We start from the raw sequence: 23,022 nt of genomic DNA, 5'->3' as shown, positions 1-23,022 counted from the left end.
CTCCCCGCACGCGTCCGCCGCCCGCCCCCGTACGGCACGTCCGTACGGGGGTCAGCGTCTGTCCGGGGCCGCCAACCGGTGCAGGCGCAGGGCGAGTTGGATCTCCAGGGCACGGGCCGGATCCTGCCAGTCACCGCCCAGCAGACGGCCCACCCGCTCCAGCCGCTGGGCGACCGTGTTCACGTGCACGTGCAGCGCGTCCTTGGTGCGGGCCGGGCTCATCCCGCAGGCGAAGTACGCGTCCAGGGTGCGCAGCAGTTCCGTGCCGCGGCGCTCGTCGTAGTGCACGACCGGGCCGATGGTGCGGTCGACGAAGCCGGCGATGTCCCGTTCTCCCGCGAGGAGCAGGCCGAGGAAGCCGAAGTCCTCCGCCGCCGCGCCGTCCCCGGACCGGCCCAGCAGGCGCAGCGCGTCCAGGCAGCGGCGGCCCTCGGCGTAGGCGGCGGCGACGGTCTCGGGGTGGGTGGTGAGACCGGTCACCGGGGCCGAGGCGCCGACGGTGACCGGCTGGTGGACCGCCGTGCCCAGCTGGCGGGCGGTGCGCCGGGCCAGGTCCGTGGCGGTGTCCCCGCCGGCGAGCGGCAGCAGCAGGACGGTGCCGCCGTCGCGTGCGGCGGACAGGCCGTGCCGGGTGGCGGCGAGGTGGGAGGCGGCCGACCACAGGCGACGGCGGGCCGCGGCCTCCTCGTCGGCGTCGGCCGCGGGGCCGTCGAGGCGTGCGGCGAGGACGACATGGGTGGCGTCGAGGTCGGCGTGCAGCCGGGTGGCGCGCTCGCGCAGCAGGCGGGGGTCCCGGTCGCGTGCGTCGAGCAGGTCGTCCAGCAGTTCGCCGCGGACGCGCTGTTCGGCCTCGGCGGCCGACCGGCGGGCGAGCAGGAGCAGCGAGGTGACCATCGCCGCGCGCTCCAGGGTGCGCTGGTCCACCGGGTCGAGGCCGGGGTGCCCGCGCAGGACCAGCGCGCCGAGGAGTTCGCCGCCTGCGGCGACCGCGGCGATCCAGTCGCTGCCGTGCCGTACGGCGTGGCCCTCGGCGCGGGACGCCTCCAGCGCCTCGGCCGGCGCGGCGTCGGCCTCGCAGAACTCGACGGCTCCGTCGAGGACTTCGGAGACGGCGGCGGCCACGTCGTGCACCCCGCCGCCGCGCAGGACGAGTTCGGCGAGCCGGTCGTGGACGTCGGAGGCGCGCTCGATGACGGCGCTGCGGTCCCGGATGATCTCGTTGGCGCGCTCCAGGCCCGCCAGGGCGGCGCGGGTCTCGGTGAGCAGATTGGCGGTGTCGATCGCGGCCGCGGCGAGGGCGGCGAAGGAGCCGAGCAGGGCGATCTGGGCGCGTTCGAAGACGCGGGCCCTGCGGTCGGCGGCGAAGAGGACGCCGATGACGTGGTGGCCGAGCATGAGGGGGACGCCGAGGATGGCGACCAGGCCCTCGTCGCGGACGCCGGCGTCGATGGTGTGGGTGTGCTGGAAGCGGGCGTCCTTGAAGTAGTCGTCCGTGACGTAGGGCCGGGTCGTCTGGGCGACCAGTCCGCCCAGGCCCTCGCCCATGCCGAGGCGCAGCTGCTGGAAGCGGGCGGAGACGGATCCCTCGGTGACCCGCATGTAGGTGTCGCCGCGCGCCGGGTCGTTCAGCGTGAGGTAGGCGACGTCCGTGCCGAGCAGGGAGCGGGCGCGCTGCACGATGGCCTGCAGGACGGCGTCCAGGTCGCGCAGCCCCGCGAGGTCGTGGGCGGTCTCGAAGAGCGCGGACAGCTCCGCCTCGCGCCGGCGGCGGCCCTCCAGCTCGGCCCGGACGCGCAGGGCGAGCAGCTTGGCCTGTTCCAGCGCGGCGATCCGGTCGGCCGGCCCGCCCTCGGCGCGGGCGAGCAGCACCGGCTGCTCGTACGCCTCCGCGGAGGCGTCGCGGGCGAGCAGCTCGAGGTACGGGGCCTCGATGCTGCCGCTGGGTGCCGGCTGAAGGTGATCGCGGGACATGGTCACAGGATTCCGCATCGGCCGCCCGGCCGGTCAGGCCTGTGGAAAACTCCGGGGCCGGGCGCCGCCGGTCGTGTCAGTGGGCCGTCCACCCGCCGTCCAGCACCAGGGAGGTGCCGGTGACGAAGGACGCCTGCGGGCTGCACAGGTAGGCCACGGCTTCGGCCACCTCCTCCGCTTCGATGAGCCGCTTGACCGCGCTGTCCTTCAGCAGGACCTCCGACAGCACGCGGTCCTCGGGGATGCCGTGCGCCTGCGCCTGGTCGGCGATCTGCTTCTCCACCAGGGGTGTGCGCACGTATCCGGGGTTCACGCAGTTCGAGGTCACTCCGTGCGGGGCGCCTTCCAGAGCGGCCGTCTTCGACAGGCCCTCGAGACCGTGTTTGGCGGCCACATACGCGGACTTGAACGCGGAGGCGCGCAGTCCGTGGACGGAGGACACATTGACGATGCGGCCCCACCCCTGTGCGTACATGTGCGGCAGGGCCCCGCGGATGAGGCGGAACGGCGCCTCCAGCATCACGGTCAGCACGGTGCGGAAGACCTCGGGCGGGAACTCCTCGATGGGGCGCACCAGCTGCAGACCCGCGTTGTTGACCAGCACATCGGCGCCGGCGGCGGCGCGTTCGGCGGCGTCGAGGTCGGTGAGGTCGACGGCGAGCGGTTCGACGGTTCCCGCCAGGCCGGCGGTGCGTTCGGCCTGCTGGGCCAGCTCGGCCAGGCCGGCCGTGTCCCGGTCGACGGCCCGCACCTTCGCTCCGGCGGCCGCCAGCCGCAGCGCGCAGGCGCGGCCGATGCCGCTGGCGGCGCCGGTGACGAGGGCGGTCCGGCCGCCGAGGTCGAGGGCGAGAGACTGGGGGCGAGGGCCGGGCGGGAGGCTGGACGTGGTCATGTGCCGACCCTAAGCGGAGCCCATCCCTCACCACATGTGGCGGTCACCCATACTTCAGCCGGCAGTCGTAGTGTCAAACCATGTGGGTGCCTCCGACATGGCCTGCTTGATCCGGAAGCGGCCGAACTCATGGAGATCGGGCAGCGCGTCCACGTCGAACCAGCCCACTTCCAGGGACTCGTCGTCGTTGACCCGGGCCTCGCCGCCCACCGCGCGGCAGCGGAAGGTGATGTCCATGTACTGGCACTGGTCGCCGTTGGGATACGTGACCGGCTCCAGCGCCTGGACGAGGACGACCCGCTCGGCGACGCACCGCACCGCCGTCTCCTCGTAGACCTCCCGCACGGCACAGGCCGCGGGCTGCTCGCCGGGCTCCGGGATCCCCCCGATCACCGACCACTTGCGGGTGTCGGCCCGCCGTCCCAGGAGCACTCTGCCCTCGTCGTCGAAGACGATCGCGGTGATCCCGGGGAGCCAGAGCAGCTGCTGACCCGCGGTGGCCCTCAGCGTGCGGATGAAGTCAGGAGTAGCCATGGGCCCGACCCTAACCGGCGGGGCCCGCGCTCCCGGCGAGGTTCCCGGGGCGTACGCGCCGGTTCAACGGGGGTACGCGGGCCGTACGGCCGCACGCCACCCGGCGCTGCGATCAGGGCCGTACCGCTAAGCGTCCTCGGTGCGCCGGCGGCGCAGACCCGAGCCGGTCGCCCAGCCGATGCCGCCCGCGGCGACGAGCACCAGGGCGAGCTCGGGGAGGATGCCCAGTTCGGTCGCGGGCGTCCTGGACGTGCGCAGCGGCACCTTCTGCTCCAGATAGGCGGGCACGAACATGCCGGTCTTCCGGGTGATCCTCCCGTCCGGCATGATGATCGCGCTGACGCCGCTGGTGACCGGCACGGTGACGGTCCGGCTGTGCTCCACCGCGCGGATCCGGGACATGGCGAGCTGCTGGTAGGTCATCTCGCTGCGGTCGAACGTCGCGTTGTTGCTCGGCACGGAGATCATCTCCGCGCCGTGGGTGACGGTGTCCCGCACGGCCCAGTCGAAGGCGGCCTCGTAGCAGGTGGCGAGGCCCACCTTGGCGCCGTCGATGTCGAACACGCCGGGCGCGCTGCCGCGGCTGAAGTCCTGGCGGACCATGCCGGTCCAGTTCTTGTTGATCGCGCCGACGAGCCCGCGCAGCGGCAGGTACTCGCCGAACGGCTGGATCTGCCGCTTGTCGTAGGTCTGCGTCGGCCCCTTGGCCGGGTCCCACAGAACCTGCTCGTTGAGCAGCTTGCCGTCCCGCTCCACGACGGCGCCGACCGATATGGGCACGCCGACGGCCCTGGCGGCCCCGCTGATGACGGCGGCCGCGTCGGGATTGGCGAAGGGGTCGATGTCGGAGGAGTTCTCCGGCCACAGCACGTAGTCGGGTTTCGGGGCCTTGCCCGCCTTGATGTCGGCGGCGAGCCGGAGCGTCTCGCTCACGTGGTGGTCGAGCACGGCGCGCCGCTGGGCGCTGAACTCCAGCCCGGAGCGCGGCACGTTGCCCTGGATGACCGCGACGGTCCGGGTGCCGTCCTGCGCCTTGTCGCTCACCAGCGGCCGGGCGGCGACGGCGCCCGCGACCGGGACGGCCACGCTCAGCAGCGCGGCGGCCGCCGCCCCGCGCCGCACGGCCCGGGTCCGGCGCCGCTCGGCGAGCAGCCGCCCGGTCTCGTACAGGCCGAATCCGCACAGCACGACCGCGAAGCCGAGCACGGGCGTGCCGCCCACCGCGGCCAGCGGGAGGAAGACGCCGTCCGCCTGCCCGAACGCGATCTTGCCCCAGGGAAAGCCGCGGAAGGGCACGCGCGCGCGTACCGCCTCGCCCGCGATCCACACCGCGGCCGCCCACACCGGCCACGCCGGCAGCCTGGAGACGGCGGCGACACCGGCGCCGACCAGGGCGACGAAGACCGCCTCGATGGCGACGAGGGCGAGCCAGGGGCCGGGACCGACCTCGACACCGGTCCACACCAGCAGCGGCAGCAGGAAGCCGAGCCCGAACAGATAGCCGAGGCCCAGGGCCGCCTTCCAGCCACGGCCGCGCAGCACCCAGCCGAAACCGGCGAAGGCGGGCAGCGCCAGCCACCACAGGGTGCGCGGCGGGAAGCTGACGTAGAGCAGCACTCCGCACAGCGCGGAGGCGGCGGCCGGGACCAGGCGGAGCAGGCGGCCGCGGAACCCGCGGGGCGCGGGGGACGGCTGGAGCTGCTCCGGCTGGTCCACGGAAGTTGCGGTGACGGTCACCCGGGTGAGTGTACGGCGGCATCCAGGGCCTCCGACAGCGCGGTTCGCGGGCCGGGCCGGCCGCGTCGGCGCTGGTCCGCCGCTGGTCGGGGCGCTCGGCGACCGGCCCGGGAGCCGGTGCGGCGTCCGGCGTCCCACCGCGACGTTCCGCCGCATCTCGTGCCCAAAGCGGTCATCAGCCGCTACGGTGTGCCCAGCCTCGGCGGTGCGGCCGGATCCGGCGCCGTGCCCGGCCGTGGCCTGAGGACAGGGGTCGGGGACCGGGGACGAGGGGCAGTGGTGGGGTCGACGGGGACGAGGCCCGCGTCCGGGGTGGACGCAGACGCGGCCGACGTCAGGCGAAACGTTTCTGATGGGACGGGCATGATCCTGCTCGGCGCCTGCGCCGGCTGGTCGCTGATCACCGCGGCGGCGCACGACGGACGGCCCGAGGGCGTGCTGCTCGCGGTGCTCGCCCTGGCAGCGGGTCATGCCGTCGGCCGGATGTCCGGGGCGCTGCTGCCGGTGGCCGCGCCCTGCGCCGGCGCGGCGGCCGCGGTGACGCTGGCGGTGGTGCTGCCCGGTCTGTCCGTGGGCGCCCGGTACGCCGCACCGCTCGGCCACGCCGGTGGCACGGCCGCCCTGCTGGCGCTGGCCACGGGCGCCGTGTGCGGTGCGGCCTGGGCCACGCCCGTACCGGAACTGCGGCTGGTGCTGCGGCTGCCGGCCGTCGCGCTCGTGCCGGCCGCGGCCGTGCTCGGGTCGCCGGCGGGCTGCGCGGCGAGCGCGGCCGTACTGCTGTGCTCGCTCGCCGCCGGGTGGGCGTCCCGGCGAGGCGTGTGGCTGCTGGGTCTGGCCGCGGTGGCGGCCCTGACGGCCGGCACGGCGTGGGCGCTCGCCGCGCGCGTGCTGCCGGGCGGCCCGGCCCGGGTGCTGGAGGACCGGCTGGGCGCCCACCGGGTGGCGCTGTGGCAGGACGCCCTGCGGCTGGCCGGCCGCGACCGGGGCCTCGGCGTCGGTCCGGGACGGTTCGGCGAACTGGCCGGTACGGCGCCGCCCGCACTGTCCGCCGACGGCAAGCCGCACTCGGCCCTGCTGCAGCTCGCGGCCGAGCAGGGCGCCGTCGGGGTGCTGCTGTGCGTCGCCGTGTTCTGCTGGGTGCTGCACGCGCTGTGGCGCTCGCCCCGCTCCACACCGGTCGTCCTCACCGCCGGCGCCGCCCTGACCGCGCTCGCCGTGTTCGCCTCGGTGAGCGACGCGCTCAGCTTCACGACGGTGACCGTGGGCGCCGGGCTGCTGGCTGGCTGGGCGACGGCGCGGCCATGGGCGCACCGGGCCGCCGAGCCCCGGCCCTGAGCGGCGCCCGGCGCGGCCTCAGTGGGCCGGACCGGGAGTGATCGTGCGCAGCCGGTCCCGGATGGCCCGTACCGCCGCCTCGGCGTTGTCCACGGTGATCGTGAAGGTGTGGCCGTCCCACAGGCGCAGCACGATGCCCTCGCCACGCCGGACCACCACGGCGGTGCCCTTCTCGGGACGCCACCGGTAACCCCAGCCGCCCCAGTGCCGGGGGGTGACGAGGGCGGTGAACTCGGCGCCGGCCACATGGGAGAGCGGGATGCGGCGGCGCGGCAGCCCTATGTGGCCGCAGCGCACCTCCACGCACTCCTTGTCGAGTCTGAGGTCGACGTGCACGAAGGCGAGCGTGCCGAAGAGGACCAGCAGACCGGCCGCGATGCAGCCGACGACGGACATCGCGAGCGGGGCGATGCCGGAGGTCCATGCGGAGTCCACGGCCAGTTCGACGCCCAGTGCCATGCAGGCCGCACCGACCAGCGCCAGCAGCCATTGGACCCGGTTCGTGGCGCGCCCGGTCCAGATCTCGGGGGGCCGGCCGTCCTCGGCGTGGGGGTGGTCCCTCATGGTTATGAGGTTACTCAGGTTTCGCTGCGCGGGTAGTGCGTCGCGGAGGGTGACCGCCCCGGCGGGCCAGGGCCGGCCCGCCCGGGCACGGGTCAGCGGACGGGGCTGACCGCCTGCAGGAAACGGCCTTCCGCGTAGGACAGCGCGGTGTCCGGGAGGGTGGCCTCGCGGCCGCTGAGCAGCACCGTGAGCCCGGTGCCGGGGGTGGCGTCCGGGTCCGCCTCGGCGCCGATCCGCCGCAGGGCCTGCGCGGCCACCGCTCCGGCGGAGCCGTGCAGGGCGAGCGGCTCACGGCCGGGGCGCTGGACGGCGGCCCGGATGCGCTCGCCGACCAGCTCGTAGTTGGTGCAGCCGAGGACGACGGTGGTCACGTCGTCGGGGGTGCGGGCGGCGGCCGCGTCGATCGCGGCGTCGATCGCGGCGTCGTCCGCGTGGTGCACCGCGTCCGCGAGTCCCGGGCAGGGCACCTCGGTGACGTCGACGCCGGCGGCGAACTGCTCGATCAGGTTCCGCTGGTAGGCGCTGCCGGTGGTGGCGGGGGTGGCCCAGATCGCCACGTGCCCGCCGCCCGCGGCGGCCGGCTTGATCGCCGGGACGGTGCCGATGATCGGCAGTTCCGGCTCGAAGCGGGCCCGCAGCACCGGCAGGGCGTGCACGGAGGCGGTGTTGCAGGCGACGATCAGGACGTCGGGGCCGTGGGCTGCGGCCGCCTCGCACACGGCGAGGGCACGCTGGGTGATGTCCTCGGGGGTGCGCGGCCCCCAGGGCATCCCGTCCGGGTCCCAGGAGAGCACGAGCTCCGCGTCGGGCCGCAGCCGGCGCACCGCGGCGGCCGCGGGGAGCAGGCCGATTCCGGAGTCCATGAGCGCGATCTTCACCCGGCCACGATAGACGATCCGGCCTTGCCCGCCGCTCGGGTGGGGCAGACTGCGGGCGTGAGCGCCCTGATGTGGATCACCGTCGTATCGCTGGCGGCCTGGTGCTGGCTGCTGCTGTGCCAGGGCTTCTTCTGGCGCACGGACGTGCGGCTGCCGCCGCGCCGGGAACCGGACGCGTGGCCGTCCGTCTGCGTGGTCGTGCCGGCCCGGGACGAGGCGGCCGTGCTGCCCGCGAGCCTGCCGTCGCTGCTGGCGCAGGACTATCCGGGACGGGCCGAGGTCTTCCTGGTGGACGACGGCAGCACCGACGGCACCGGGGAGCTGGCCCGCGAGCTGGCCCGGCGGCACGGCGGGCTGCCGCTGACCGTGGACTCGCCGGGCGAGCCGCCGGCGGGCTGGACCGGCAAGCTGTGGGCCGTGCGCCACGGCATCGGCCTGGCACGCGCGCGTGACCCCGAGTATCTGCTGCTGACGGACGCCGACATCGCGCACGCCCCGGACAGCCTGCGCGCGCTGGTGGCGGCGGCCCGGGCCGGGGGCTTCGACGTGGTGTCGCAGATGGCGCGGCTGCGGGTGGAGAGCGTCTGGGAGCGGCTGGTGGTCCCGGCGTTCGTGTACTTCTTCGCGCAGCTGTATCCCTTCCGCCGGATCGGCCGCAGGGGCTCGCGCACGGCCGCGGCGGCGGGCGGCTGCGTCCTGCTGCGCGCCACCGCGGCCGAGAAGGCCCGCATCCCCGACTCCATCCGGCACGCCGTGATCGACGACGTCGCCCTCGCGCGTGCGGTCAAGGGCGCCGGAGGACACGTCTGGCTGGGGCTGGCCGACCGGGTGGACAGCGTGCGGCCGTATCCGCGGCTGCACGACCTGTGGCGGATGGTGTCGCGCAGCGCCTACGCCCAGTTGCGGCACAACCCTGTGCTGCTCCTGGGCACGGTCGCCGGGCTGGCGCTGGTGTACCTGGCGCCGCCCGCCGCGCTGGTCGTGGGGGCGGCGGGCGGCTCCGCGGTGACGGCGGCCGTGGGCGGCGCGGCGTGGGCGGTGATGACGGGGACGTACGTGCCGATGCTGCGCTACTACCGGCAGCCGCTGTGGCTCGCTCCGCTGCTGCCGTTCACGGCGCTGCTGTACCTGCTGATGACGGTCGACTCGGCCGTGCAGCACTACCGGGGGCGCGGTGCGGCGTGGAAGGGCCGCACGTACACGCGTCCCGGCGCCGTGCCCGACGAGGGCTGAGCCCGGTCACTTGCGGCCGGGCGTCCAGTTCATGCCCCAGTCGTAGGCGCGGTCGACGGTCCGCTGCGGGCTGACCCCGCGCTGCGGCACCAGGTACCGCGCCTCGCGCTGCACGAGGAGGTCGCCGCCGGTGTTGGTGATCAGCGCGAGCGCGCACACCGTGGAGGGGACGGTGCACTCGTCGAGCGAGAAGTCGATCGCGGCGCCGTGCTGCGGCTGCAGGGTGACGGTGGCGTGCAGGTCGGCGAAGGAGTCGGCGCCCTCGTAGATGGTGACGAAGACGAGGATGCGCCGGAAGTCCTGCTTGTGGTCGAGGTTGATGGTGAGGTTCTCACCGCTCGCGAGGGCGCCGGTGCGGTCGTCGCCGTCGAGGTGGATGTACGGCGGCCGGTGCAGCGATCCGAAGGCGTTGCCGAGGGCCTGTACGACGCCCTTGCCGCCGTCGGCGAGTTCGTACAGGGCGCACAGGTCGAGGTCGATCTCTCCCCGGCCGCCGCCTCCCCAGCGGCTGCCCCACCCGGAAAGGTGCTTGCGCGTCTGCCAGTTGAGGTTGACCCGCATGGCTCCGGACGTGCCGCCCTGCTTGGCGAGCGAGACGGACGGCGCCGTCTTCGTGAGGGTGACCTTGGACAGGCGGACGGGCTGGGGCGACGGAGGGGACACGGGGGCGCTCGGCATGGGCGGCGGGGGCGGTCCGGAGACGGTCGCGGGAGCCGGGGGCGGGGCCGGACTCGCCGGTGCCGGAGGCGGCGGGGGCGCCGGGGCCGCCGAGGGCGGGGGCGGCGCCACCCGGGGCGGCGCGGCGGGTGGCGCGGCGTGCTGGGGCTCGTCCACGGTGATGCCGAAGTCCGTTGCCAGGCCTTCGAGTCCGCTGCTGTAGCCCTGGCCGACGGCGCGGAACTTCCAGGCGCCCTGCCGGCGGTAGAACTCGCCGAGCACGAAGGCCGTCTCCACGGTCGCGCCGGGGCTGTCGAAGCGGGCGACCGGCTGTCCGCCCGCGGCGTCCGTCACCTCGATGTAGAGGCCGGGGACCTGTCCGAAGGTCCCTCCGTCGGCGGAGGCGGCGAGGACGATCCGCTCGATGGCGCCCTCCACGCGCGCGAGGTCGACGACGAGGGTCTCGGTGACGGCGGCGCCGGCCGTCCTCTTGCCCTCGTGCCGCACGGCACCGGAGGGGTGGGCGGGCTGGTTGTAGAAGACGAAGTCGTCGTCGGAGCGCACCTTTCCGGTGGCGAGCAGCAGCGCCGAGGCGTCCGCGTCGGGCACGCCTGGTCCGGAGCGCCACCCCAGTTCCACGCGCAGCGCCGTGGTCGGCACCGGCGTGTTCGCTCCCTTCATCATGGACATGTCCGCCCCCATCCGTGTCGGCTCCGCGGCCGTCGGTCGTCCAGGTCATCCCTACCCGCACAACCTATGCGCGCCCACGGCGAACTCCCATGGCCCGGCGCCGGAAGATCGCCGGTCAACCGGCGGTAACCCTGGAGGAAGTCGCCCTTTACATGATTTAAACGCGGGCCGCCGTCCCTTTTTGCCAAGTTCGCTCGGATTGGGGATCCCACGTCACTGCGGACACGGAAAACAACCCTCTTATCGGTCTCCCCAACGAGCACATCGTGGGCTTAACTTATGTGCCATGACCTCCCCCCGCTCCACTTATGGTGGCGGCTACTACTCCGCCTCCTTCCCGGACACCCCGATCTACGACTCGCTCGTCGCCGAGCGCGGTACCCCGCAGATCGCCCCTATCCGGGTCCCCGCCGCCTACGACACGGGCAGCAGCCTGCCCGCACTCTCGTCGGCCCTGCCCGCCCTCCCGGCGGCTCCCTCCCCGCAGGCCCCCGCCTACGGCTACCCGCAGACGCCACAGCCCGCCCCGCTGCAGCAGGCGCCGACGGCGTACATCCCGCAGCAGGCGAGCGCCCCGCGGGGTTACCCCGGCCCGCAGGCGCCGCAGCAGCAGCGTCCGATGGCCACGGGTTACGAGGCCATGCGCCCGGCCGCGCCGCGGCCCGCGCCGACGCCGTATCAGGACCCGTACCAGAACCAGCAGCAGTACCGCGGCTACTGACCGGCGCATGCCGCCGTCGGCGCCCGCTGGCACGATGACGGCATGGGAAACGCCGAAGTGCAGTCGATCCACGTCCACCCGGTCAAGGCGTTCCGGGGTGCCGCACCCCGGGAGGCCGTGGTGGAGCCCTGGGGCCTGGCCGGGGACCGGCGCTGGACACTGGTCGACGACGGGGGAAAGGTCGTCACCCAGCGCGAGCAGCCGCGGCTCGCGCTGGCCGCCGCCGAGCCCGGGCCCGGCGGCGGTGTCCGTCTGTCCGCGCCCGGCCGCGCGCCGTTGACGGTGCCGGTGCCCGAGCCGGCCGGGACCGTGCCGGTGAACGTGTTCGGCACGAAGGTCGAGGCGGTGCCGGCCGCCGACGCGGCGCACGCCTGGTGCAGTGCCTATCTGGAGGCGGACGTCCGCCTGGTCCACCTCGACGATCCCGCCATCCGCCGCCCGGTCGACCCCGAGTACGCCCTGCCCGGCGAGACGGTGAGCTTCGCCGACGGCTACCCCCTGCTGGTCACCACGACCGCCTCCCTCGACGCGCTGAACTCCCTGATCGCCGAGGGCCCCTACGCGCACGAGGGCCCGCTGCCGATGAACCGCTTCCGGCCCAACGTCGTGGTCGCCGGCACCGAGGCCTGGGCCGAGGACCACTGGTCGCGGATCTCCGTCGGCGAGGTCCTCTTCCGCGTCGCGAAGCCGAGCGGACGCTGTGTCGTCACCACCACCGACCAGGACACCACCGCACGCGGCCGGGAGCCGCTGCGCACCCTGGCGCGCCACCGCAACGTCGGCTCCAGGCTCCTCTTCGGCCAGAACCTCGTACCCCTCTCCCGCGGCACGATCAGGATCGGCGACCCGGTCCGGGTGCTCGGCTAGTGCTGTGGCCGGAAAGGTTTGCCGGGAAGCTCGCGGCGTCCGGTGCGGCGCATCGCAAGGCGGAGCATCATCCGCGTACTGGACGTACTCGGGTGATGCGACAACGCGGCGAGGCGCCGTGCCGGGCGTCGCGAGCCGGTGAACCTTTCCGGTCGCAGCACTAGCCCGGCGAAACGGCCCGGCGGGCGGGGAACCGGGGACGGGTCCCCGTCGTTGGGACGGATGAGAGATCCGTGAGAAGCCGCGTGCGTGACCGAGCGCGGTCGAAGTGATGTCGCTCTCTCTTGCTCCGGGCCGCGGACGCGCGTCCGCGCCAGGGGATATGACGGAGCGAAAGGGGGTGGGGACATGCGGGTGATCAGTGGTCTGTGGCGCTGGCGGCGCAATCCGCTGCGCCGCGCGACCGATCTGGCCGAGGCGTGGGTGGCCCTCGTGGCGCTGGTGCTGATAGCCGTGGCCGCGCCCGTGGCCGGCTGCCTGGCCGGCGCCGCCGCCCAGGACTCGCTGCAGCGGTCCGTGCGCGAGCAGCGGCACACCCGCCATCTCGTCACGGCCACGGTGGTGCGCGATCTGGGCGAGGCCCCGCTGGACACCGACCCCGACACCACGACGGCCCGCGAGACCCGCAGCCGTGTCCTCGCCGCGTGGACGGCGCCGGACGGCAGCCACCGGCACGGCCGGACCCTGGCGGACCTGAAGTCCCCGCACGCCGGCGACCACTTCAGGATCTGGACGGACCCGCAGGGACGAATAACGGCCCGCCCGCTGGACTCCCCCACCGCCACGACCCACGCGGTGCTCGCCGGGATCGGCGCGGCCCTGCTGGCCGCGGGCCTGGTGGAGGGCGGCAGGCGGCTGGCGGTCTGGCGGATGGTCCGCAGGCGGTACGCACGCTGGGACCAGGCGTGGGAGCGGGCGGGTCCGGACTGGGGCAAGGCGGGCACTGGCAGCTGACCGCCTTCCGCCTCCGGTCAACCCACCCCGCACGCACGCGCTACGGTGGACCGGCCGAAGCGCTTTCGGCGACAACCCGCGGGTGAGCGAACCGCAGGGCCGCGCCCAGGTTTTCGGGAGCGCGAACGCGCACCAGCCCCAGGGCTGAGCACGGTCGCGGTCCCGCTCCCGGCGGGAAGGTCCCCTGAGGGAGCGAGCCATCAGTACGACGAGGTGGGGGCACAGCAACGCCATGGCACAGGGCACGGTCCAGGTGACGCACACCGGTACGTCGCGGTGGCGGCGCCGCACAGGCGAGTACGCGTCGCTCGCCGCCGCCCTGGAGGCCGCCGCCGACGGTGACGTCCTCACCATCGCCCCGGGCACCTACCGGGAGAACCTCGTGGTCGAGCGGGCGGTGACGCTCCGCGGGCCCGAGGGCTCGCCCGGCTCGGTGCGGATCGCGCCGGAGGCCGGCGTGCCGCTCACCGTGCGCGCCGCGGCCGTGGTGCAGGACGTCCACGTGGAGGGCCAGGACGCGGCGGCGCCCGCGCTGCTCGTCGAGGAGGGCACGCCCGAGCTGATGGACGTGCGGATCGTCACCCGGTCCGCGGCGGGCATCGAGGTCCGCGGCGGCGCCCGGCCGACCGTGCGCCGCTGCACCGTCGACAACCCGGCCGGCATCGGCATCGCGGTGCTCGACGGCGGGGGCGGGGTGTTCGAGGAGTGCGAGGTCGTCGCGGCCGGGCAGGCGGGCGTGGCGGTGCGGGGCGGTGCGCATCCGCGTCTGGAGCGCTGCCGCGTGCACCACGCCTCGGGCACCGGGATGACCGTGACCGGCGAGAACTCCGCGCTGGAGGCGGTGGGTTGCGAGATCTACGAGGTCCGCGGCTCCGGAGCGCAGGTCAGCCAGCGGGCGACCGCGCATCTGACCGACTGCGACGTCCACCGCACCACGGCCGACGGCGTCACCCTGGACACGGACGCGGTGCTCACGCTCGCCGACTGCCGCATCCACGACATCCCCGAGAACGCGGTCGACCTGCGCTCCCGCTCGGTGCTCACGCTCACCCGGACGACGGTGCGTCAGTTCGGGCGCAACGGCCTGTCGGTGTGGGATCCGGGCACCCGGGTGGACGCCAACCAGTGCGAGATCTTCGACAGCACCGGCGACTATCCGGCGGTGTGGGTCAGCGACGGCGCCACGGCCGTCCTCGACTCCTGCCGGGTGCACGACGTGCCGGACGCCCTGTTCGTGCTGGACCGCGGCTCGCGCGCGGACGTCGTGGACAGCGATCTGTCGCAGGTGCGCAACACGGCGGTGTCCGTGAGCGACGGGGCGACCGCACAGCTCGACGACTGCCGGATCCGGGAGGCGGCGACCGGAGCGTGGTTCCGCGACCACGGCAGCGGCGGCACGCTCAACAACTGCACCCTGGACGGCACCCAGACCGGCGTGATCGTCACCAAGGGCGCCGACCCGACCATCGAGCGCTGCACGGTCGACTCCCCCGCCGAGGCCGGTTTCTACGTCTCCGCGGGCGGCCGCGGCAGCTTCCTCGAGTGCCGGGTCAGCGGCAGCGGAGGCTACGGCTTCCATGTGATCGACGGCTGCCGGGCGACGCTGCGCCGGTGCCGTACGGAGCGCTGCGCGCGCGGTGGTTACGAGTTCGCCGACGCCGGCCCGGACGGCGGGTCCGGGACGGGTCCCGTCGTAGAGGACTGCACCAGCGACGAGAGCGCGGGCATGCGGCCGCCCGCGGTCCGCGAGACCGCCGTACAGACCGCGGTGCACTCCCCCGGTCTGCTCGGCACGATCCCGGGGCAGCGCAGCACGGAGCAGGAACCGCTGGTCACCGCCGCCGAGCCGGAGAAGCCGGTGCGGACGTCGAAGGACGTGCTCGGGGAACTCGACGCGCTGGTGGGCCTGGAGAGCGTCAAGCGCGAGGTGCGCGCGCTGACCGACATGATCGAGGTGGGCCGGCGCCGGCAGCAGGCGGGGCTGAAGGCGGCCTCGGTGAAGCGGCATCTGGTGTTCACCGGTTCCCCCGGCACCGGCAAGACCACGGTCGCCCGGCTCTACGGCGAGATCCTCGCCTCCCTCGGTGTGCTGGAGAAGGGGCACCTGGTGGAGGTGTCCCGGGTGGACCTGGTCGGTGAGCACATCGGTTCCACGGCGATCCGCACCCAGGAGGCGTTCGAGAAGGCGCGCGGCGGCGTGCTGTTCATCGACGAGGCGTACGCGCTGTCACCGGAGGACGCCGGGCGGGACTTCGGCAAGGAGGCCATCGACACGCTGGTGAAGCTGATGGAGGACCACCGGGACGCGGTCGTGGTGATCGTCGCCGGGTACACGGCGGAGATGGAGCGCTTCCTGTCCGTCAACCCCGGTGTGGCCTCCCGGTTCTCCCGCACCATCACCTTCGGCGACTACGGCCCCGAGGAACTGCTGCGGATCGTGGAGCAGCAGGCCGACGAGCACGAGTACCGGCTGGCGCCGGGCACGGCCGAGGCGCTGCTGAAGTACTTCACGGCCATCCCGAAGGGCCCGGCGTTCGGCAACGGCCGCACCGCCCGCCAGACGTTCGAGGCGATGGTGGAGCGGCACGCGAGCCGGGTCGCCCAGCTGGCGGACCCCAGCACCGACGACCTGACCCTGCTGTTCGCGGAGGACCTTCCGGACCTGCCCTGAGCGACCGCCTCCTGCGCACGGCCCCGGACGAAGGCGGGCGCGAAGGCGCCGGAGGCGCGCGCCCGGCTCCGCGCGAGCGCCGGGACGGACCGCGTGCGTCGGCGACCAGCCGCGGCAGCACCGCCGCAGGGCCGGTGCGCCTACCCGGCGTCGGCCCGCCGCTCCGTGGGCTCCGGGCGCGGCGCCGGCAGGTCCGGGCGCAGCCGGTTCAGCAGGCGGGCTCGTACGCGGGCGAAGGCCGGGTCCGCCTGGTAGTCGGAGTGGCCGAGGATGGGCGCCGGGAGGGGGTGTTCGGGCGTGCGGCCGTAGGCGAGCGGGTCGCGCAGGGGGCCGTGGTCGACCCCGGGGCCGGCGCCGTCGGGGAGGCGGACCGGGCCGCCGATGGGGTCGGTGGCGCGCCACAGGTTGCCCCAGCAGGCGACGTCGCGGTGCAGGGCGGCAAGGGCGGGTGGTCCGAAGTGGGCCGGGAACCAGCGGCCGTAGAGGCGTTCCAGCGGGGAGCCGTACGTCAGCAGCGCGATGCGGCCGCGGACGGACGGGGGAAGCTGCCAGGCGGCGGCCGCGGCCAGCACACTGCCCTGGGAGTGTCCGGAGAGCACCAGGCGGCCCCCGGTGCGCCGGGTCCAGGTGGCGATGCGCCAGGTGAGGTCCGGCACCGCGCGCTCGGCGTAGCACGGCGGTCCGAAGGGGTGCGCGGCGCGCGGCCAGAAGGTGCCGACGTCCCAGAGGATGCCGATGGTACGCCGCGCCGAGGCGTCCTTGTAGGCGCGCCTGCCCCAGGTCACGATCAGTATGAAGCCGAGGCCGACCAGCCAGGAGCCCAGTGCCTGCGAGATCCCGGCGGCGGCCCGCACGGCGTCGTAGGTGCGGCGGGCGGCTCCGTCGGGGGTCTGCCCGGTGGCGAGCGCGCCGACCAGCGCCGCGCCGCCGAGCAGCAGGGTGGTGCCGGCGAGCACGCCGACGACCAGGGGCGCCCGGTCGGTGACGGTGGCCATGGCGCGGGCGTGGGCGATGGCGCGGGTGCGGCCCGGGTCCTCGGGTTCGCCGGGATGCTCCCGGCGGATCCGGCGGCGTTCGGCGCGGGCCGTCCGGGCGGCGCCCGCGGCGAGCCGGGCGGCGAGGAGCAGCAGCACCGCGAGGACCGGCGGAATGGTGGACGCCTGCCAGGTCAGCAGGACGGGCGGGCCGGGGAGCAGGGCGCGGGTGCCGTCCAGCCAGTCGGCGACGCGCTGGGCGACCCCGCCGGACATCACGCCGCCCAGGGCGCAGGCGAGCAGGGCGACGGCCGGTCCGCCGAGGCCGCGCATGCCGGTCCGCGGGTCGGGGCCGCTGCGGTACAGGGTGCGGGCCACCACGGCGAGCGCGACGGCCAGCAGGCCCTGGGCCAGCATGAGCGCGCCGAACGCGGGGTCGCCCGGGAGGCGGCCGGCGGACCGCCAGCCGGGCCGGTCCCAGCCGGCGTAGACCGCGGTGAGCAGCAGCAGGGCGAGCGCGCCGAGCGGCAGCAGGCGGACGAGGCGCCGGTCGACCCGCTGGTCCAGGCGGTGCTCGGTGCGGCCCCGGCGGCAGACGACGCCCACGGCCGTGGCCGTCCAGGCCAGAAGGGCCGCGCTGAGCAGCCCGCCGAGGACGTCCAGGGCGGCGGGGCCGCCGGGCCGGAGGTCGAAGCGGACGGCCGGGGCGGCGAGGGCGGCGGCCACGGTCAGCAGGGCCACGGCGGTGTGGGCGGCGCGCAGCCGGGCCACGAGCCGGCGGCCGTACCAGAAGCCGGGCCTGGTCAGTGCGCTGCCGTCGGTGTCCGGCTCGGGGTCGTGGGTCATCGGCCGGTGGGACTCGTAGGCGCTCCAGGTCCGCCGGGACAGGTACCAGAGCAGCAGCGTCAGCGTGGCCGGCGCCGTGGCGGCGAGCGCCAGCCGGCGGCCGGGCCGGCTCCACCAGCCGCCGGGGGCCGCCGGTGAGGGTGCGAGGAAGGCCAGCCAGGAGTGGCGCCGGGCGCAGCCCGGCACCCCGGCGCACTGCCAGGCCACCAGGTCCAGGGCCACCTCGCAGGCGGCGGCGACCAGCAGCACGGTCAGGGTGAGGGCGGCGAGCCGGACGAGGAGGCCGTAGAGGCGGACGGCGCGCTGCCGCCCGGCGGCCGCGGGGCGCATCCAGTGGGCGAGGTTGACCACCATGAACGGCAGCAGCAACAGCCACAGGGCACGGCTGCTGTCGCCGGAGGTGAGGTTGCACCAGACGTACGCCTCCTGGACGGGCCGCTCGCGGCGTCCTTCCCCGGCCTCGGCGTCCTCGGCGCGCCGGAAGACGGCGGCGGTGTCGTCCCCGCTCACCCGGACGGTGCGCGGATCGCCGAGCATCTTGCCGGGAGTGGTCCCGCCCACCCCGTGCACCAGCAGCTCCAGCTCGGCCTGCGCCGCCGGGCCCTGGCCGGTCCGCCGCTCGCCGGATCCCTCCTGTGCGCGGTCCACTGTTCTCGCACCCCCGTGAAGCGCCCGGAAAACGGTGCCGACGCGGGCTTCAGGATCTCCGCCCGGAAGGCGGTCCGCACCTCTCGTGACGGAATCTCCCCGATCCGGGTGACGGCGGCCGTGGCGGAGGTGGCATGAGCGCGTCGTGACAGGCGGTGGCGCAACCGGTGCCGACCCGTGAAAAGATGGGACGCCCGCGCACCCCGGGTCCGGCCGGAATGTCCTGGTCGGAGGCGGTGCACCGGGCGTGTCGGACAGATGGCGGCGAAAGGACCGGAGCGTACGTGAGCGAGAATCAGAACCTCCTCGCCGAGCAGCGCCGCGCACTGATCCTGGACGAGGTCCGGCGCCGGGGCGGTGTGCGGGTCAACGAACTGACCCGCAAGCTCGGCGTGTCGGACATGACCGTGCGCCGCGACCTGGACGCCCTCGCCCGCCAGGGCGTGCTGGAGAAGGTGCACGGCGGCGCGGTGCCGGTGGTCGAGGCCAGCACGCACGAGCCCGGTTTCGAGGCCAAGTCGGGTCTGGAGCTGACCGCCAAGGAGGACATCGCGCGCGCCGCGGCCAAGCTGGTCACCCCGGGCACGGCGATCGCCCTGTCCGGTGGTACGACGACGTACGCGCTCGCCCAGCAGCTGCTGGAGGTCCCCGACCTGACCGTGGTGACGAACTCGGTGCGGGTCGCGGACGTCTTCCACGCCGCGCAGCGCACCTCGGGGCAGCGGCAGGGCGCGGCCACGGTGGTGCTGACCGGCGGGGTGCGCACACCGTCGGACTCGCTGGTGGGTCCGGTGGCCGACCAGGCGATCGCCGCTCTGCACTTCGATCTGCTGTTCCTCGGTGTGCACGGCATATCGGTGGAGGCCGGGCTGTCCACGCCGAACCTCGCCGAGGCGGAGACGAACCGGCGCCTGGTGCACTCCGCGCGCCGGGTCGTGGTGGTCGCCGACCACACCAAGTGGGGGACGGTGGGCCTGAGTTCGTTCGCCGCGCTGGAGCAGGTGGACACGCTGGTGACGGATGCGGGGCTGCCCGCGGAGGCCCGCGCGGAGATCTCCGAGCATCTGCGGGTGATCGTGGCGGGCGAGCCCGGGGAAGACGACACGGACATCTGAGGACCCGTCGGCTCCGGTGCGCCTGTCGGCGGACACTGCGGGCTGTCGAGCGGCACAAGGGCGTTCAGGCCGGCAAGGACGTCCTCGCCCGGGCCACCGGTGGCGGCGCCGGGCGGGGGGCTCGAACGCAGGGCGGGACGGGGGCCGAGGGGAGGGTCCTCGCGGCGAAGGCGCCCGGCCCGGCGTCCGGTGAGGCGCTGATCAGGTGGTGCCGCGGGCGTGGTGCGCCTCGGACACGACCGCCGCCATCAGTTCCGGGTCCAGTACGGAGACGTCGGCCAGGCGCGAGGCCGCGGACAGCGAGTTGAGCAGCGCCTTGGTGACGCGCAGGGCCGCCTGCGGGCGGCGCACGACGGGTCTGGCCCACTCGGCGACGGCCGCGTCGAGTTCGTCGGCGGGGACGACCTTCTGCAGGAGGGACAGGGACTGGGCCTCCGCCGCGGTGACGACCCGGCCCGTGAGGACGATCTCGCGGACCCGGGCCGCGCCGACCTCGCTGATGAGCCGGGGCAGCAGACCGCCCCAGGCGGTGGGCAGCCCGAGGGCGAGTTCGGGCAGCCGGAAGGTCGCGTCCTCGGACCCGACCCGCAGGTCGCAGGCGAGCGCGAGGGCGACGCCCGCCCCGACGGCCTTGCCGTGGACGCGGGCGATGGTGACGGCCGGGTTGCCGGTCAGGGCCTCGCACACGCGCCGGGCCTTGGTCCCCGAGACGCGGATGCCGCCGCCCGTGGGGTCGTGGGCGAGATGCCGGGTGAACTCGCCGCGGTCCCCGCCGAGGCAGAAGTCGTCGCCGCTGCCGGTGAGCACCAGCACCCGGACGGCCGGGTCCTGGTCCTGGAGGACCGCCAGGAGGTCGTCCAGCAGGGCGTCGGTGACGGTGTTGCCCTGCTCGGGGGTGTTCAGCTCGACGGTGAGGACGGGGCCCTCCCGGTGCGTCCGCAGGGTCCGCCGTACGGTGCCGGCCGGGAGGCTCTCGAGGGGGAGGGCGGTCATGTCGTCACTTTCAGGGAGGTGATGCGCCGGAACACCATGCGGCTCGCGTAGCTGGGGGCGGCGGCCGGCCGCAGGGTGGGGAACCGTTCCAGCAGCTGGGTCAGCAGCAGATGGGCCTCCAGGCGGGCCAGGCCCGAGCCGAGGCAGTAGTGGACGCCGCCGCCGAAGGTGAGGTGGGCGCCCTTGCGGCGGATGTCGAAGACGTGGGGGTCCGGGTTGCGGCGCGGGTCGTGGTTGGCGGCGCCGTACAGGACGTGGACCGTGGTGTCCCGGGGGACGGGGACGCCGGCGAGGACGGTGTCCCCGGCGGCGAAGCGGGAGTTGAGGTGGATCGGCGGGTCGTAACGCAGTGTCTCGTCGACGGCGTCGTCGATGTGCTCGGGGTGCCGGCGCAGCCAGTCGGCGCGGACCGGGTCCCGGGTGAGTAACCACACCGCGTTGGTGAGCAGGGTCGCGGTGGTCTCCAGGGAGGCGATGGTGATGAACATCGTCAGGTCGTACAGCATCTGGTCCGCGGCCGCCCGGTCGCGGGGATAGTGGGCGTCCCAGTAGCGGATCCAGCCGCTGAGGACGTCGTCGCCGGGGTGGCGGCGCCGGTCGGCGACGAGGCCGGTGAAGAAGGCCCGCATCTCCACGGTGGCCCGGGCGGAGATCGCCAGTTCGCTGCTGGTGGGGATCAGTTCCTGGGCGTGGACCTGGCGGTGGGTGAAGTCCAGGATGTGCGGGTAGTGCTCGGCCGGGATGGCGAGCCACCCGCCGACGGTGTGGATGGGCAGCTGGTCGCCGACCGTGCTGACGAAGTCGGCCTCGCCCTGGGTGCGCAGCTGCAGCTCCAGGCGGTCCAGGAGCCGGGTGACGTGGTCCTCGATCCGGGGCCGCATGGCCTCCAGGGTGCCCCGGTCGAAGAGGTTGCCCAACGCGCGGCGCCGCAAGGTGTGTTCGGGCGGATTCAGGCGGGACAGCGTGCGCGTCATCTCCCGCGTCGCCGGATGCTGCCAGCGGGCCGGGTCGGGCTGGCGTTCCTGCCAGGCGAAGTCCGGTACGAGCCAGTCCCTGCCGCGCAGGATCTGGTTGCAGAGATCGAATCCGGTGACGAAGTACCCGCCCCAGGGAGCGGGTACCACCTCTCCCAGGGCGCGCAGTTCGTCCCAGACGGGGAAGGGATCAGCCTGTCCTTCCGCTGAACGGAGGCGACGGAGAAGGGGGATGACGGCTCGGCGGTCGGTGGTGGTACCACGTATGACGCCAACGGCGGTCACGCGAAGCTCCTTTGTGGCTGGGCGTTACCGTTACCGCCGGAATCTACCCTTCCCCTCTCCGTCGTCATGCGCCAGTTGTTGTTGCTCCCGTCACATGCCGCCCAGCAAACCGTCACATCTCATGCGTCAGACGCGGAAGATGTCCAGAAAGCTGCTCCAGAAGCCCTTCTTCCTGGCCGGTTCCTGACGGACGGCGCCGACCGGTGCGGCGGCGGGCAGCGGCTGCTCCGCGGCGGCGGGGGCGGTACGGCCCTGCAGCGCGGAGGCGATGTGGGTGGCCGGCGTGGGGCTGAACGCCACGGGCAGCGCGGCCAGCGCCCGGTGGAACGGGCCCGGCCGCCACTGGAGTTCCCGCGCGGGGACGGCCAGGGTCAGGTCGGGCAGGGCGTTGAGGAGCTTCTCGATCGCGGTGACGGCGATGACCGTCGCCGGGTCCTTGGCCGGGCACGCGTGCGGGCCGGCTCCCCAGGCCAGGTGGGCGCCCTTGCTGTGGGTGCGGCGGGCCTCGGCCAGGGCCGGGTCGGTGTTGGCGGCGGCGAAGCTGATGACGACCGGCGTGCCCGCCTCGGCCACCACTCCCCCGAGGTCCACGTCCTGGACCGGGTAGTGGGTGGCGTAGTTGGCGATGGGCGTCTGGTTCCACAGCACGTGGTCGATCGCCTCCTCGATCAGCATCCCGGAGTCGCGTCCGCTCGCGTCGGGGGACAGCAGCAGGAGCAGGGCGTTGCCGATCAGGTTGCGCTCGGGTTCCACGCCGGCGCCCATGAGCATCACCAGCTGGTCCTTGAGCTCCTCGTCGGTCAGCCCGGCGGGGTGCTGGATCAGCCAGGAGGTGACGTCGTCGCCGGGCCTGCGCCGCTTGAGGGCGATCAACTCCATCAGGCAGGAGGTGAGTTCCTCGTTGGCGCGCAGCGCGTCCTTGCCGTCGAAGATCGCCGACATGGCGCCGGTGAGGGTGTCGCCGATGTCCGCCGGGCAGCCGAACAGCTTGTTGAACAGCAGCAGCGGCAGCAGCTTGGCGTAGTCGTTGAGGAGGTCGGCGCGGCCCCGCTCGCTGAACTGGTCGATCAGGTAGTCGGCGATGGGCTCGACGTCGCGGCGGATCCGGGTGATGTTGAGCCTGGCGAGGCTGTCCGTGACGGCCTTGCGCAGCCTGAGGTGCACGGCGCCGTCGGTGAACAGGCAGTTGGGCCGGTACGCCATCATCGGCAGCACCGGGTGGTCCAGCGGGATGCGCCCCTCGTTCAGCGCCTTCCAGCGGCGGGCGTCCCGGGCGAAGAGCGTGGAGTTCTGCAGCACGCGCAGGGCCGTCTCGTGGCCGACGACCAGGGTTGCCTCGACGCCGGGGGCGAGTTCGACCGGTCCGGCCGGGCCGTGGGCGCGCAGCCGGTCGTAGACCTGCTGGGGGTCGGCGGCGAACGCCGCGTCGTGCATGGGGCATCCGGCCGCCGCGGTGGCGGGGGCTGACTGGGGGTCCATGGGG

The 23,022-nt window shown here is 74.5% G+C and carries 18 protein-coding genes; 7 read left to right on the top strand and 11 right to left on the bottom strand.

The genetic code is table 11. From position 1 onward, the window contains the following. Window positions 1–51: 51 nt before the first annotated feature. The 4 genes from OG956_RS32355 to lnt form a co-directional block, all read right to left on the bottom strand. Window positions 52–1,971 carry a helix-turn-helix domain-containing protein gene (locus tag OG956_RS32355; RefSeq protein ID WP_330341558.1) on the bottom strand — a complete coding sequence of 640 codons (1,920 nt, stop codon included), beginning with the start codon at window positions 1,969–1,971 and terminating at the stop codon, window positions 52–54. A gap of 76 nt (window positions 1,972–2,047) precedes the next feature. Next, complete coding sequence (locus OG956_RS32350) at window positions 2,048–2,863, bottom strand: 3-hydroxybutyrate dehydrogenase (RefSeq protein ID WP_330341557.1); 816 nt, start codon at window positions 2,861–2,863, stop codon at window positions 2,048–2,050. A gap of 54 nt (window positions 2,864–2,917) precedes the next feature. Next, on the bottom strand, window positions 2,918–3,397 hold the full coding sequence (locus OG956_RS32345) for an NUDIX hydrolase (protein ID WP_330341556.1): 480 nt from the start codon (window positions 3,395–3,397) through the stop codon (window positions 2,918–2,920). 126 nt (window positions 3,398–3,523) lie between these two features. Beyond that, window positions 3,524–5,134, bottom strand: a complete 1,611-nt coding sequence (gene lnt, locus OG956_RS32340; protein WP_330341555.1) for an apolipoprotein N-acyltransferase — start codon at window positions 5,132–5,134, stop codon at window positions 3,524–3,526. A 363-nt stretch (window positions 5,135–5,497) separates the two neighbouring features. On the opposite strand from lnt, the gene OG956_RS32335 reads away from it, so the two are divergent. Beyond that, window positions 5,498–6,469 (top strand): O-antigen polymerase, encoded by a 972-nt coding sequence (locus OG956_RS32335; RefSeq protein ID WP_330341554.1) that lies wholly within the window; start codon window positions 5,498–5,500, stop codon window positions 6,467–6,469. Window positions 6,470–6,487: 18 nt separating this feature from the next. Here OG956_RS32335 and OG956_RS32330 read toward each other — a convergent pair whose 3' ends face one another. Beyond that, the gene (locus OG956_RS32330; protein ID WP_330341553.1) at window positions 6,488–7,033 is read right to left on the bottom strand and encodes a hypothetical protein; all 546 of its coding nucleotides are present in this window, start codon (window positions 7,031–7,033) and stop codon (window positions 6,488–6,490) included. A 92-nt stretch (window positions 7,034–7,125) separates the two neighbouring features. Next, on the bottom strand, window positions 7,126–7,911 hold the full coding sequence (locus OG956_RS32325) for a glutamate racemase (protein ID WP_330341552.1): 786 nt from the start codon (window positions 7,909–7,911) through the stop codon (window positions 7,126–7,128). Window positions 7,912–7,980: 69 nt separating this feature from the next. Here OG956_RS32325 and OG956_RS32320 point away from each other — a divergent pair, with 69 nt between their 5' ends. Next, window positions 7,981–9,144 (top strand): glycosyltransferase, encoded by a 1,164-nt coding sequence (locus tag OG956_RS32320; RefSeq protein ID WP_330343003.1) that lies wholly within the window; start codon window positions 7,981–7,983, stop codon window positions 9,142–9,144. A gap of 6 nt (window positions 9,145–9,150) precedes the next feature. Here the strand turns inward: OG956_RS32320 and OG956_RS32315 are convergent, their stop codons facing one another. After that, window positions 9,151–10,491, bottom strand: a complete 1,341-nt coding sequence (locus OG956_RS32315) for a TerD family protein (protein WP_330341551.1) — start codon at window positions 10,489–10,491, stop codon at window positions 9,151–9,153. Window positions 10,492–10,777: 286 nt separating this feature from the next. Between OG956_RS32315 and OG956_RS32310 the strand changes: the two genes are divergently transcribed. The 4 genes from OG956_RS32310 to OG956_RS32295 all read left to right on the top strand — a co-directional run bounded on the left by OG956_RS32310 (window position 10,778) and on the right by OG956_RS32295 (window position 15,704). Beyond that, on the top strand, window positions 10,778–11,212 hold the full coding sequence (locus tag OG956_RS32310) for a DUF6643 family protein (RefSeq protein WP_330341550.1): 435 nt from the start codon (window positions 10,778–10,780) through the stop codon (window positions 11,210–11,212). Between the two features lie 42 nt (window positions 11,213–11,254). Beyond that, a complete protein-coding gene (locus tag OG956_RS32305) occupies window positions 11,255–12,079 on the top strand; it encodes an MOSC domain-containing protein (protein ID WP_330341549.1) in 825 nt (274 codons plus the stop codon). A gap of 348 nt (window positions 12,080–12,427) precedes the next feature. Beyond that, window positions 12,428–13,033, top strand: a complete 606-nt coding sequence (locus tag OG956_RS32300) for an Rv1733c family protein (protein WP_330341548.1) — start codon at window positions 12,428–12,430, stop codon at window positions 13,031–13,033. 232 nt (window positions 13,034–13,265) lie between these two features. After that, window positions 13,266–15,704 (top strand): right-handed parallel beta-helix repeat-containing protein, encoded by a 2,439-nt coding sequence (locus tag OG956_RS32295; protein ID WP_330341547.1) that lies wholly within the window; start codon window positions 13,266–13,268, stop codon window positions 15,702–15,704. A gap of 140 nt (window positions 15,705–15,844) precedes the next feature. On the opposite strand, the gene OG956_RS32290 is transcribed toward OG956_RS32295, so the two are convergent. Next, entirely contained in the window at window positions 15,845–18,172 is a 2,328-nt protein-coding gene (locus OG956_RS32290; RefSeq protein ID WP_443065629.1) for a hypothetical protein, read from the bottom strand. Window positions 18,173–18,456: 284 nt separating this feature from the next. On the opposite strand from OG956_RS32290, the gene OG956_RS32285 reads away from it, so the two are divergent. Further along, a complete protein-coding gene (locus OG956_RS32285) occupies window positions 18,457–19,287 on the top strand; it encodes a DeoR/GlpR family DNA-binding transcription regulator (RefSeq protein WP_330341546.1) in 831 nt (276 codons plus the stop codon). 201 nt (window positions 19,288–19,488) lie between these two features. On the opposite strand, the gene OG956_RS32280 is transcribed toward OG956_RS32285, so the two are convergent. The 3 genes from OG956_RS32280 to OG956_RS32270 all read right to left on the bottom strand — a co-directional run bounded on the left by OG956_RS32280 (window position 19,489) and on the right by OG956_RS32270 (window position 22,973). After that, window positions 19,489–20,280, bottom strand: coding sequence for an enoyl-CoA hydratase/isomerase family protein (locus OG956_RS32280; protein ID WP_330341545.1), 792 nt, complete (start codon window positions 20,278–20,280; stop codon window positions 19,489–19,491). After that, the gene (locus tag OG956_RS32275) at window positions 20,277–21,539 is read right to left on the bottom strand and encodes a cytochrome P450 (RefSeq protein WP_330341544.1); all 1,263 of its coding nucleotides are present in this window, start codon (window positions 21,537–21,539) and stop codon (window positions 20,277–20,279) included. The genes OG956_RS32280 and OG956_RS32275 overlap by 4 nt, the downstream gene beginning before the upstream one ends. 126 nt (window positions 21,540–21,665) lie before the next feature. Further along, window positions 21,666–22,973 (bottom strand): cytochrome P450, encoded by a 1,308-nt coding sequence (locus OG956_RS32270; protein ID WP_330343001.1) that lies wholly within the window; start codon window positions 22,971–22,973, stop codon window positions 21,666–21,668. Window positions 22,974–23,022 lie beyond the last annotated feature (49 nt).

This window comes from Streptomyces sp. NBC_00557, from assembly GCF_036345995.1.
Taxonomy (GTDB): domain Bacteria; phylum Actinomycetota; class Actinomycetes; order Streptomycetales; family Streptomycetaceae; genus Streptomyces.
Note: the sequence above shows the minus strand (reverse complement) of the source record. Positions and strands in the feature narration are given on the sequence as shown.